Below are 13,104 nucleotides of genomic sequence, written 5' to 3' on the forward strand. Positions count from 1 at the left end.
TTTTATGCCTGGTAAAATTTAGTCTATAAAAACAAACTTTCTCCAGTTTCTACATCTTTTTTACCTATAAACTCTTCACCAAATACATCATCATTCATTAACTTTATTATGCAAACAAAATCTTCTTCATCTACTATAACTTTTTGTAGTTCCAATTTTAATTTCATTAATTTTGATGGTGTTATTTCTCCTCTAAATACCGAGTTTTGAAAATGTGATAAATATTTTTTACATATCTTAAATACCTTTTGCACTCTCTTCTCATTTACATCGTAAAACACAAAAGCATAATTATAATTTATTTTTTTGCGCATCTATCAATATCCCGCTTTCAATGAATATGGTACAAACTCCTTATCTTCTGTGATAAATTTTATTAACTTATAACAATCTATTTTTAACATTGAATGATATGATGTTTTTCTTTTCAACTTTGGATGTTGCATTACCATTTCCATGCGTTTTTGAAAAGCTTCTAAAAATATATTTCTGCCTTCTTCATTTAATATGCAATAATTTACTTTTCTTTCAAAATGCTTTTCTACTCGTATTTTTCTATTATTTACCAAATCAAAAATAGTTTTAAATACAATAGCTGGCTTAAAAACTTCACTAATATCCAAACTCAAAGAAAATCGTCCTTCTAATGGCTCATGCAAAAAGCTTATTCTCTGGTCTAAATGCGTTCTGTAAATAGCTGATATTGTTTTTGTATATAATAAAGTATTGCCAAAAGATATCAATGCATTTATAGGATTATCTGGTGGTCTTTTTACTCGTTTGTTCATAACAAAATCTTCAGGTAAAAAATATTTAAATGTACTATAAAATCTAAGCCATAAATCGCCTTCAAAAGCCATTAATTCTGGTATAGATTTTACTTCATTTACAGCTGAATAAAATTGTGTTTTTATCCAATCTAATATTTCTTTTACCTCTTTTTTATCATGCTTATAATAGTGATACAGCACTTCATAAATATTAATACCAATTCCTTTTACAATCGCTCTTGCTACAGTCAAACGGTCTGTATTAAATTTTTCGACTTGCTTCACTAACAATTTCCCGCTCATATATTTTTTTCTTGGATAAAAAGTACCACTATAATTACCATAATAATTAAAGAAATGAACTATTATATTTTTCTGTGCCAAAAAATCCAATAATTTACTATTAATACTCACTTCATTAAAACAATAAATTTCTTTAATATTTTCTACAGGAATATGTGAATGCCTTTTATCATTTTTAAAATACAATGAATTATCTTTTCTGCTCAATTCTCCCATAGATGTAATACATTTTGTATTGCCCATAATATCACGTCTTTCTCCGAACAAATCTAAATATAACAATACTCATAATATGCACATTTTTTACAACTACTTTTGTCTAAAACCGGTGGTACTTCATCACATTTTAATAATTCATCAATGGCTTTTACATGTTTTTCTAATATAATTTCTAACTCTGGAGTTAATTCTAAAATCATTGTTTTTTTAGGAGTCTTTTTCTTTTCAATGAATTCTAATTTTCCTTTCCGCACAATTCCTTTATCTTTCAATATTTTCAAATATAACAGTAATTGCCATTTACAAGCTTCAACATCAGCATCAGATTTTTTAACTTCTATCAGATATTCCTTAGTCAATTTGTCTAATTTAATATTTCCTAAAGCTATTTCTGTATTCTTATCTTCTGCCCTTTCTTCATGAAGTACCTTTCCAATCTTTACATCTTCACTATTATCTTCCAAATTTATCCGATTTCCAAATAAATAACATTGCCTAGGACAATGAATATAATAATTCATCAAAGTTCCGTTCACTTTCATTTTTGATACCTTCTTTATCTCATATAAAATCTATACCTCCAACACCTTGCAACATCTCTCTATTAAATTTATCTTTTTTAAAATATTTATCTCCATCTTCTATATAAATTATATTACCCATTTTATCATTATATTCCTTTAATTCTAAATTTGCTTTATTGACTTGATATATAAAATAATTCATTTTACTTGTTATTATAGACATATTTACTTTCCACTCTGCATAATCCATAGAATATCTCATTTTCAATAAATTTATATATTGTTGCCAAATTTCTTTACCATTTATTACGTTTCCATTAACATCTTTAATCGTTCTTGCTAAATAAACCTGTACTATATTTTTATTTTCATCAATTAATTTCATATTCTTAGCAATACGTTCATAATTTAAATCAGCTATATTCTCTAAAAAATCTTTAAAAGTTGCTTTATTATTCTTTTTAGTTACATCTAAAATTTTATTATAATAATCACCAAAATTTTTATTAATAAGAATTTCTCTCATATTTTCTTCTTCTACCGTAAATTCACTATCTACTCTAATATCATTTTTATAAATAGTTTTAGCATCATCAATCTTAAAGAAATATGTTATTCCCTTTCTTTTACATGAACGATTTATTCTACCTATGAATTGTTCTTCACTATCTAACTTAGATATATTTTTATAACCAATATCCATATCTAAATCCACACCAGCTTCTATAACTTGCGTTGCTATCAAGATTATAGTTTTTTTTGTATTCTTTACTTCATCTAAAATTCTTTTACGTTCAGCTAAACTATCATCACCAGATAAATACTCAATTTTTATATTTTTTTCTGCAAAATACTCATCTTCTACCAAATTCATCCAAAAATCATTAGCAGTTCGCTTCTTTATAAATTCAATTAGAATTTTCTTATTTTTATCTAAATATTGCTTTAAGTGTTCTTTTAGTTGAACAAATTTATCATCAGATTGATTATCTAATAAATCATAATTTAATTGAACACGATTTTTAAAACAATCTGTTTTAAAAAATTTATTAGAATCTTTCAGTAAAAATATTGCTTCTGATTGACCTTGCGATAATCTATCTAAATTAGGTAATGTAGCTGACATAATAATAATTTTCATATTAAATAACTTTGCTAATGGTTTCAAAAAACATATTATTTCTGTCCATATACTATTTTTATAGCTTTGAATTTCATCTAGTACTATCACACTATTTATTAATTGATAAAAACCGAATAAATTTTGTTGACTTTCTCCAAATATAGTATTAAATAAACTAACATGTGTTGATAAAATCATAGGATAATTTAAAAATTGCCTATCTAATAAAAATTGTCTATAAACACTTTTTTCACTATTCTCATCAGCTTCATCATTTTCAGATATTGTATTTCCCTTACAATCTACATGTTTTAATTTTATCGGTGTCAATGAATTTATTACAGCAATTTTTGAAATAATATTCTCTTTCTTTCCAAAAATATTTTCCAATGTATCTAAGTTTTGTTCTACTAAAGTATTAAAAGGATAAATCCAAAAAATCTTACATAAGTCTTTATTCAAAGACATCAATTTAAAACTTAAATTCATTGCTGTATTACTTTTTCCACTGCCAGTAGGAGCTTCTAAATAAAATATATTTTCTTGATAATTATTTTTTATTTGTTCTTCAGCTTCACAAAAAATTTCACTGCGTAATATATTTATATTTGTAGCTTTATTTAAATTCTCTATAGACATAGGATAAATTTCATTTTGATATTTACGAATACTTTCCATTAAACCTGTATTCTCATAAATATTTATCCAATCTTGAACATTATTTAAATCTTCAACTTCATTAAAAGAACCATTATTCATAAATTCTGAAGTCGCATAATAATCACTTGCAACTAACAAAGAATATAACCATCTTATATAAATGCAAATATATATTCCTTGTTCTCTATTTCGTTGTTTACCATTTTTATTCATGAATTTTGTATCTTCAAATGATGCAATTATAATATCAGTATCACCTTCCTCTAAAGATAAATCATTCAAATATATTTTACTTTTTGTTATAGCTTCTATTAATTTACTAATCGGTAACTCTTTAATTACTTGTTCACTATTATTATTTATCTTAAAATTAATTTTTCCAATAAAATCATTAATTTTATTTATACCGCTGTGGTGTCTTTCTATAATATATGCATGATATAATATAAACTCTTTAAGTAGACCTTTTATTTTTCTCCCTTTTATTTTTTTCATTATGTTATTTCTAAAATACGATAAATATAATATCGCTGAAATAAAGGAATGTTTTGTTCCTATAAAATTTTTGTCTTTAATAATCTCTTTATTTTCCATTTTTTCAATTTGAAAATTCGGATTAATTTTTCCTAAATCATGAAAAATTGGAATGGCTTCTATCATTTCCTTTAATATAATCTTAGCTTCTTCTATATCTTTTTTCTTTATCACTTTGTCTTGCCATAAAACATCGCAAAATCTATCTAAAACATCATCACATTTTTTTGCTTTCCAAAATTCATTAAAACAACGTTCTGTTCTTCTTGTATGTTCTAATAATGTTTCATATATTTGTTCACCATCTTTTTCTTCTTCATTTTTAGGTTTTCTATGTGCTTTATATTTATCTACATTTTCTATCAAATCATTTAAAATCTTATAATCCAATTTAATCACCTTCTAGCCAAAAATTTTTACAACATTTGTTTCCATTAATCAGTTAAATACACTTAATCAATAAAATATAATGTATTTATCTTCTATTTCTTTTTTATTTTTATCTTGTATACGATATACCTTTCTGTCTTCTTGCAACTCTACTAACTTTCCAGTATAAATAAATCTTTGAAATTCATAATTATTTGTTATTTCATTTATCTTATATGGCAAAGCTTCTTCATATTTAAAATTTCCTTTAGGCATAGGTTTTTCTTGAGATTTCCAATCCTCTAATTCTTCTTTTTCTAAATCTAATATATCTACATCATCCTTAAAGACAAAACTATCAATTCTATACATATCATCTTCTATAGTTTTCGCTTCTTCTACGCCTAAATACTTGATATCTGCAAAATGGTCATTTGTTCCTAAATATGGATAAAATTCGCATTTATGATTTTGTATAGCTTCTTTGATTTTTATAGCTTCTTCACAATCTAGCAAAATACAAATTTCCCATTTAGGATTTTCAAGCCATTGTTCTTTTACAATCAGATTTCCGCCCTGTTCTTTGGAAGCATATCCAACAGAGTTATTAAAAATCTGTATTTTTTTAGTAATAACACCTTTAGGATTTAATGGCAAAATAGCAATCTTTAAATCTTTTAGTTTCTCATAGAATTCTGGATATGATGGCTCTAATTTGCCTTTTTTCTTTTTATTCGACAAAATATCTTGCATTTGACTATAACCTTTATATCCTAAAATAGCCCCTAAGATACCTAGTAAAGCTACTCTATGAATATTGCCATAAGTGAAATAACAATACGTATTTACTTCTGGCTTTTTAAAAAAAGCACTCTTTCCACTGAGTTTAAATTTTAAAATTTCCATTTATTACACCTCTTTAGAGGTTATGATATTAAAATGCTTAGCATCTTTTATATCGTCATTTATTAATTTTGTAGTATATGGATTGTAATAAATTTCTACAGATTTAATCTGCTGACTCATATCATTTAATATATCCGCCAAATTCTTCAAATCTATGATATTTTTATCTTCATCTTTTGCAAAAGTTACATATTCTGATAAATTAGGCAAATAAGCATTGCTTTCCGTTTCTACAAATACAGCGAACTCATTTTCGCAACCAACTTTAGAATTTGTTGCAAATGCTGTAGCAGATACCAATGCTGTGCGTTTAAAGTTTTGATAATCTTCTTCTGTATAACCTTCTGTAACACCTAATTCTATTAATTCTTTATAAGCAAGTGGATTAATTACAAATGGATAAAAATAATGTGCTTCATTACTTGTAATTTTTGTACCTAATGTAGAGTTCTGAGCATCTTTTACTTCAATATCATCTTCTGATAAATTATTTGCTTTAGCTTTAGCTTTTGCTTTTACTTCATTCTTTTCTTTTGCTTTTGCATCTTTAAATGGAGATAAAATATCTTGTTCTTCTGCATTGGTATCAATATATTTGTTAAAGCCTTGACCGATTTGTACTGCACCAGTAATTGCAATATTACAGCCAGATTCTGCAAAAGTTGCACCAAAATTTTTTACATCTACTGCTGTCATTAAATTAGTCAAAACTTTTTTTACATCTTTTAAATCATCTTCACCAAATAATAATTCATAACGTTCTTTTAAAGTTCTAGGTGTTAAACCTATAGAACCATCTTTTCCTTTTTCTCCAAATGCTAATGATTTAATGTATAAAACATTTTGTTCTTCATTATCCCACATTTTTTTCATTGGATATTTTAACGCTTTATCACTGCCAAATACATTACCATCACTTGTTGATTTTGGATAACCTGAAAAATCTGCATTCCAATTACCCATGATTGAAGAAATACCTAAAATACCATATACACGCTTATTCATAGTTTTATTTTCCATTTTTATATCCTCCTAAAACTATATTAGTTCTCATTTGAAACATTTTTTGCATTACTTTTTAATAATATATTTTCATCTAAATAACCAAATAAAATCATTTCTTGATTTACTTTGTTTTTTGGTTTATAGCCTAAAATCATAGCATATAAATTCTTCATATGATAATTGTAAATAGATATATCATAATTATATTTTTTATACAATTGGAATAATCTCATTTTTATAACATTATCACGTTTAGCATTAAGTACTGGATTTACCATAGATTGCATTTTCTTACCTGCTCTACTTTTAAAAATAAGATATGACAATAATTGTCCCACAGCATAATAATACTCTTCATCATTGCTAGGCATCGTTACTTCATTTTTAGATAAAACTTTTTCTTTTACATTTTCCCTGACTTTTATTGCAGTATCAACCATAGTATTTCCTCCTTGTTTACCTTTCGTTTTAAAAAAATAATCTTTTAATGACCAATGTAAATTTAACTGAGATTTAGCTCTTAATTTATATTTATCATCACTTTGTATCGAATTTTTTATCAATGATAACGCAAATTTTTCTTCTACTATACTAAAATTATTATCTATTCCTTTATAAACCCAATCAAAAATTGCATTACGATACATAATAATATTTTGTTTCAAAGTACTATCTTTAACATTTATAGCACTTATATCCATAAAATAATTTGTTCTTAAACATTTTGAAAAAAATATTTCATTAATTAAATTACCTACATTTGTTCGCTTATAGTAAATTCCATATCTTTTAGCAAATTCAGGAAGTTTATCTTCTTTTCTATCAATATTGATAAATTTTATATATTCAAAATTTAACTTTAATCTATTTTGATAATCCACTAAATTATCTTGAACCTGAATTTCTAATTCCTTACCCTTTTGAATACGTAAATAATATCCTGAAGCCATTTCATCAAAATCATCACGTTCGTCTTGGTCGCTATATGCTTTAATTCTATAGTTTTTCGTATCGATATAAACATTATTTTTACCACTAGAAGCTAAATTCATTAGATATTCAAAAAATTGTTTTTGTAAAATCGCCTTTTTTTCATCCACTAAATATCCAGCAGGTGTTTTTCTTGTTTTTATAGCTAAAAATGGTTTTTTCGCATTCATACCCATATTATTATCTGGAATACCTTGTATTTTTCCCTCAACTTCTACATTATAATCATTACTATTATAGATGTTAGGAAAAATGTATCTATTATCTTCTTGAATAAATAACTCTCTATTCTTCTTATTATCTTCTTCACCTACTTCAAAAACTTCAAAGAAAATTTTAAGATAATCCTTTTTTCCTAAATCAATTTGTACTAATTTATCAATAGAAAAGATATGCTGTTTTATCCAACTTCTACATTTTTCCAATATTTTTATATTTACAGGAGCATATTCTTCCTCAAATTTTTGATAAATTTTACTTGCTTCTTTAGATTTCTTATATTTTTTTTCTAGAGGATTCTTTAAAGTATCATAATAATTATCAATAATTGCTTCTGTTAATTTAGAAGTAATACTTTCTTTCTTCACTGCAAATGCTAAATAATTATTAGAATGAATTACTTTTTTACTATCTACTGGCTTATTCATAGAAATCAATTTACTATGATAATCATAAAAACATATCTCTTCAAAATAACTACCTTTTACTACAGCCTCACTCGTTCCTCGTTTTTTCTTATCAAGTTTTATATCTTGATATTTTTTTATCTTACCATTGTTATCCACAATTATATATGAGCCATCTGCTGGTATATATTCATCTAAGATAAGATTACTATCATCTTCTAATTCTCTTTTAAATACATCTAAACATTCTTCAAACATAAAATTCCTCCTTTCTTTTATATAGAGTTATAACCAACGATAATTTAAAAACCCACAGCCACGAGAATTCATCTCACCTAAACCAACACCTAAGGCAAAATACCATAAATCTTGCGCACGCTTATTATCTGCTACTTGTATCTGAACTTTATCGCCCAACAGCTTTATATTTTTATATTCCATAGCAATTGGCTTTTTATTTTTCAATTCAATCATTGTGTACAAATCAAAATCTTCATCAATTTTTTCATTATGATACGCATTCCATTTTTTGATTAAATTAACTTTCAATCTTTGTTCGAACTCCGTAAATTTTATGGCATCCTTCCAATATCCGTCTTCAGTCTTAACAATCACAGGCGTAATAGTATATACTGTTTCAAGAATTTTTTTAGGTAACACTCTTATTTCCGCTACTAGTCCCTTGATTTCTTTCGTATGGTTGTCAACGCATACCAGCTTGAAATACTTCGCCAATTCTAAATCAACAGTGCGTATAGTCAAAGTATAAATTTTTTCTTTCTTATAAAGTTTATCTTCTTCTAACGGAAACAACTGGTCATAACAATAATTTTTGTAACTATTCTGTTCATGAAAATTTAGCCACTTTTCATCAGTTTTAAAACCTGAATCAATAAAAGCTGTTATCTTTTCTTGAATTTTATTTGCAGCTACGTTTTCTAAAAGAAATAATTTTAAGCGAATCTGATAAATTTTCATTAAATTTCTCCTTTCATTTTGATTATATAAATATTTCAATAATATATTAATCAGTATATAGAAAATAATATATGTATATTATTTTCTATATACTTTCACCAACATTAAAGATTAATATTAATATTAATTTTTATATCTTTAATAAACAGGTAAAATAAAAGTAACATATTAATGAAATACCTTCTTTCTTTTTATGTTTATAATACTCTTATTTTTTATTCATGTCAACTCTATAGTTACAAAAAAAATTGTAATGTATATTTTTTTCAGATATAATAAATTCATAAATAATAACATATATTGTATTTGAATACTCTTTAGTTTGAGTATTTCTATTTAACCGTAACATTTGATGTTCTAATCTATATATCCTGCAAAAAAATTAAAACTTGGCACGATATGACAAAAAAGCTGTAATAATTGAGAAATACTCAACCATTACAGCTTTTTTGTTTTAGTAAACATTATTATTTTAAATTAAGATAATAATTCAATATCAGTATTTACTTTTTCTGGAATTTTATCAAACAAGTACTTTCCGTTTCTAATAGAGGCTAATACACCTGCACGTTCACAAATTGCTTCAAATTCGCTTTTAGCATTAATAACAATAAAATTAGCATCATTTCCAATTTCAATTCCATAAACATCATCTAAATTCATGGTTTTAGCTCCATTTATTGTAATTAAATCCAAAGCGTTATCAATTTCACCAAAAGACATCATCTGACAAATATGAATTCCATGGTCTAAAATATTCATCATATTTCCATTTCCTAAAGGATACCATGGGTCTGATATGGAGTCTTGAGCAAAGCAAACATTTATATGATTATCATTTAATTCTTTTACTCTTGTCAATCCTCTGCGTTTTGGATATGTATCCTGACGACCTTGGAGATAGATATTTTCTGTAGGACATGAAATAAAATTCATCTTTGTTTTACATAATAAATTCATCAATCTAAAAACATAGGCATTATTGGCTGAACCTAATGAACAAGTATGACTTGCTGTAGTTTTTTTATCTATTCCTTCCATATAGGTGAGCGCTGCTAATAATTCTACATATCGAGATTGTTCATCATCTGTTTCATCACAATGAACATCTATTAAGCGATCATATTTTAAAGCTAATTCAACTGCTTTATGAATAGATTTTTCACCAAATTCTTTGGCATATTCAAAATGAGGTATTGCTCCTACACAATCTGCCCCCATTTTTAAACCTTCTTCAACTAATTCTACGCCATTTTTATATGCATACATTCCTTCTTGTGGAAAAGATACTATTTGAATTGTTACAATATCTTTTAATTCTTCTTTTAACTCTAAAATAGCTTCTAATGCTTCAAAATTTTTATTAGTTACATCTACATGTGTTCTAATATACTGAACTCCTGCTAGTACTTCTTTTTTTATAGCTTTTTTAGCTCTATATTTTATATTTTCTTTTGTAAATTTAGATTTTGTTTCGCTCCAGCGTTGTATTCCTTCAAATAATGTTCCTGTTTTGTTAGTTGCTCCTTCAGCTTTAGCAGTAAACACATAATCCAAATGTATATGCGGGTCTACATATGGAGGTACTACTAAATTACCTTTTAAATCAATAACATTATAATCTTCTTGTACTTCGATTTTGCCAATTCTTTCAAATTTGCCATCACTAACTAAAATAGATTGTAAATCTTTTATGTCTTTTAAACGAACATTTATAAACAAAGTTTTCATGATATATTATCTCCTACGTGCTATCAAAAATCTTAGATGTTAAATTCTTTTTTACAGATATTTACCAATTCAGGTAAAACTTTATCAACTATTATTTTACCTTTTTCAGCACTAGAATAAGCACAACTTGCTAATGCGCCTGATTCTGGCACATCATCTTTTTTCAATGGATATCTAAAATAAGGCAATGCATTTGTTGATACCACATCTACTGTTCTATCCATTCTGCAAAGTTGCGGTGCAAAATATAACATCAAAGATGTTTCTGTTACAGCTGCATGTTCTAATGCCCAACCAGGGAAAGGAACTTTATCAAATATCAAATCTATCACATCTTCAGGCATTGGGTCCCACCAATTAGACTCAACAATTGTTGCTGCTCCATTTGTTTCTCTATTGACTAAATCCATTGCTTCAACTACGAATGCTTCATTTTCAAAATGTGCATTCATAATGAAAATTTTTGTAAATCCATCTCTTACTAATTCCATCAATATATCATGAACTAAATAAATTAAAGTGCTACCATTTAAATCTATTGTTCCTGGAAATAATGGACCGCCACCGCTTAAGGGTTTTGATTTATAACCATAAACGATTGTCGGCATCACTACTCCATCTATTTTTTCTGCTAAATGTAGGGAAAATTGTTCTGCTATTTTAGCATCTGTACATAAAGGAAGATGTAAAGCGTGTTGCTCTGTTGAACCGATTGGTAAAATAACTACTTTATCTTTCTTATCATTGAATTCTGGCCAAGTTAAATCATGCATATAATACGACATATAAATTCCTCTTTCCTTTAATAAACTAACAAATTATCATTTAGCTTCTATTACATTGCTAATTAAAGCTTTATTTTTTTTATTAATAACTGTAGAAATCACTATCATGCAGATAGCAGCTACAACAATAGCCATCAAGCCTGCAAACCAGAAGTTGAAACCAACTACATAGTTGAAAATGATATAAGCAATTGGTCCAACAATAGATGAAACTATTGCTCCTTCTTTAGTAGATTTTTTAGAAACAATAGCTGCAAATAATGGAATACCAATACAGGAACCTATTCCACTCAATCCTAAGTACAATACAACGGATAAAAATTCTGGTGGGTCAACATAGTTAAATGCAAAACAGATAAATGCTACTACTACAATCGCAATTCTAGTAACTAAAACTTCTTTTTCTGGTGTAGCATTTTTATTTATAGTTTTAGAATAGAAATCTCTACCTACTGCCTGACCAATTACCAATAAAACAGAAGTTGCTGTAGACATCATAGCTGCAAAAATACCAATCATCATAAAAGCTGCAACTGCTGTAGGTAAAAGGTTTATTGCCATTGTTACAGTTAAATAGTCTGCTTTAACATCTGGAAATAATACTCTACCTGTTAAACCTGCAATATAAAAACTATTGTAAATAACACTTAAAATTAAAGCTGTGATTAAAAATGTTCCAATTGTTTTTCTTTTTACATTTGGTATAGCTAAAAAACGAGAGCATAAATATGGTTGGCTTATAAAAATAACACACCAAAAAACAAAATTTCCCAAAACACCAGATAAAGACATTTGAGCATCAGGTGCTTCATCCTGAACAACTTTCAACATATTCGGGTCAATTTGTGATAATTTTTCTTCTAAACCAGTAAATCCACCAACAGCATTCAATGAAACAACTAATAATACAATACTGATAACCAGCATTGGCAAACCTTGAACAAAATCAGTCCATGCTACGGATCTTAAACCGCCAACGATAACATAAAAAATAATTACAACTGTTATAATAGCTAATCCCATGTTAAAAGAAATACCGGTAAAAGATTCTAGCAAAACAGCTGCTCCTTTAAATTGTGCAACTAGTGGGAAAATATAGAAAACTGATATAACGCCTGCAATTATCAAACGTAATGCCGTACTATTATATCTTTGTCCCAAATATTCTGGAATGGTCAATGAACCAAGTTTTTCTGCTTGCTGTCTCATTTTTGGCATAAGCAATACAGCTGGAATGATTAACCCTGGTACAATAGCAATAACTACCCAATAATATGGCCATCCTACTGTAGACATAATTCCTGGGTCACCCATAAAACACGCAGCACTGATTGAGGATGTTACATAAGAAAAGGCTAATACTACTGTAGGAGTACTATGTCCGCCTAAATAATATTCAACATCAGCAGATACACCAGCTGCTTTTTGCTTACTAGAGAAATATGCTACTATTCCTACAAAAACTAAAAATCCAAAAAAGAATATTATTGATAATTCCTGTAATGTCATTATAGCCTCTCCTTTGAAAAAAATAAAAGAGTTTACAGAATATATCCATTGATAGATGATATCTCAACTTCT

Annotated in this window: 11 protein-coding genes; all 11 read right to left on the minus strand. The window is 26.9% G+C overall.

What is annotated here, in order from left to right:
- Positions 1-23: 23 nt before the first annotated feature.
- The 11 genes from cas2 to CKV65_RS05605 all read right to left on the minus strand — a co-directional run bounded on the left by cas2 (position 24) and on the right by CKV65_RS05605 (position 13,032).
- Positions 24-314: a CRISPR-associated endonuclease Cas2 gene (cas2, locus tag CKV65_RS05555; protein WP_027889744.1), complete on the minus strand. Its 291-nt coding sequence runs from the start codon at positions 312-314 to the stop codon at positions 24-26.
- Positions 315-317: 3 nt separating this feature from the next.
- Entirely contained in the window at positions 318-1,340 is a 1,023-nt protein-coding gene (cas1b, locus tag CKV65_RS05560) for a type I-B CRISPR-associated endonuclease Cas1b (RefSeq protein ID WP_197695378.1), read from the minus strand.
- 2 nt (positions 1,341-1,342) lie between these two features.
- A complete protein-coding gene (locus CKV65_RS05565; protein ID WP_027889742.1) occupies positions 1,343-1,834 on the minus strand; it encodes a CRISPR-associated protein Cas4 in 492 nt (163 codons plus the stop codon).
- Positions 1,835-1,853: 19 nt separating this feature from the next.
- Positions 1,854-4,523: a CRISPR-associated helicase/endonuclease Cas3 gene (locus tag CKV65_RS05570; RefSeq protein ID WP_027889741.1), complete on the minus strand. Its 2,670-nt coding sequence runs from the start codon at positions 4,521-4,523 to the stop codon at positions 1,854-1,856.
- A gap of 66 nt (positions 4,524-4,589) precedes the next feature.
- Positions 4,590-5,408 (minus strand): type I-B CRISPR-associated protein Cas5b, encoded by an 819-nt coding sequence (gene cas5b / locus CKV65_RS05575; RefSeq protein WP_027889740.1) that lies wholly within the window; start codon positions 5,406-5,408, stop codon positions 4,590-4,592.
- 3 nt (positions 5,409-5,411) lie between these two features.
- Positions 5,412-6,428 (minus strand): type I CRISPR-associated protein Cas7, encoded by a 1,017-nt coding sequence (locus CKV65_RS05580; RefSeq protein ID WP_197695379.1) that lies wholly within the window; start codon positions 6,426-6,428, stop codon positions 5,412-5,414.
- Between the two features lie 23 nt (positions 6,429-6,451).
- Positions 6,452-8,287, minus strand: coding sequence for a hypothetical protein (locus CKV65_RS05585; RefSeq protein ID WP_027889738.1), 1,836 nt, complete (start codon positions 8,285-8,287; stop codon positions 6,452-6,454).
- A gap of 27 nt (positions 8,288-8,314) precedes the next feature.
- A complete protein-coding gene (gene cas6, locus CKV65_RS05590; protein ID WP_027889737.1) occupies positions 8,315-9,007 on the minus strand; it encodes a CRISPR-associated endoribonuclease Cas6 in 693 nt (230 codons plus the stop codon).
- Positions 9,008-9,484: 477 nt separating this feature from the next.
- On the minus strand, positions 9,485-10,738 hold the full coding sequence (gene codA / locus CKV65_RS05595) for a cytosine deaminase (RefSeq protein ID WP_027889736.1): 1,254 nt from the start codon (positions 10,736-10,738) through the stop codon (positions 9,485-9,487).
- A 32-nt stretch (positions 10,739-10,770) separates the two neighbouring features.
- The gene (locus CKV65_RS05600; protein WP_095197693.1) at positions 10,771-11,523 is read right to left on the minus strand and encodes a creatininase; all 753 of its coding nucleotides are present in this window, start codon (positions 11,521-11,523) and stop codon (positions 10,771-10,773) included.
- A gap of 36 nt (positions 11,524-11,559) precedes the next feature.
- A complete protein-coding gene (locus CKV65_RS05605; RefSeq protein WP_027889734.1) occupies positions 11,560-13,032 on the minus strand; it encodes a sodium:solute symporter family transporter in 1,473 nt (490 codons plus the stop codon).
- Between the last annotated feature and the right edge of the window lie 72 nt (positions 13,033-13,104).

Source organism: Megamonas hypermegale (assembly GCF_900187035.1).
In the GTDB taxonomy this organism is placed as follows: Bacteria; Bacillota; Negativicutes; order Selenomonadales; family Selenomonadaceae; genus Megamonas; species Megamonas hypermegale.

Excerpts from the sequence above, each read along its gene's own strand:
- cas2 (WP_027889744.1), bottom strand. The coding sequence starts at position 314 with ATGCGCAAAAAAATAAATTATAATTATGCTTTTGTGTTTTACGATGTA.
- CKV65_RS05565 (WP_027889742.1), bottom strand. The coding sequence starts at position 1,834 with ATGAAAGTGAACGGAACTTTGATGAATTATTATATTCATTGTCCTAGG.
- cas5b (WP_027889740.1), bottom strand. The coding sequence starts at position 5,408 with ATGGAAATTTTAAAATTTAAACTCAGTGGAAAGAGTGCTTTTTTTAAA.
- CKV65_RS05580 (WP_197695379.1), bottom strand. The coding sequence starts at position 6,428 with ATGGAAAATAAAACTATGAATAAGCGTGTATATGGTATTTTAGGTATT.
- CKV65_RS05585 (WP_027889738.1), bottom strand. The coding sequence starts at position 8,287 with ATGTTTGAAGAATGTTTAGATGTATTTAAAAGAGAATTAGAAGATGAT.
- cas6 (WP_027889737.1), bottom strand. The coding sequence starts at position 9,007 with ATGAAAATTTATCAGATTCGCTTAAAATTATTTCTTTTAGAAAACGTA.
- codA (WP_027889736.1), bottom strand. The coding sequence starts at position 10,738 with ATGAAAACTTTGTTTATAAATGTTCGTTTAAAAGACATAAAAGATTTA.
- CKV65_RS05600 (WP_095197693.1), bottom strand. The coding sequence starts at position 11,523 with ATGTCGTATTATATGCATGATTTAACTTGGCCAGAATTCAATGATAAG.
- CKV65_RS05605 (WP_027889734.1), bottom strand. The coding sequence starts at position 13,032 with ATGACATTACAGGAATTATCAATAATATTCTTTTTTGGATTTTTAGTT.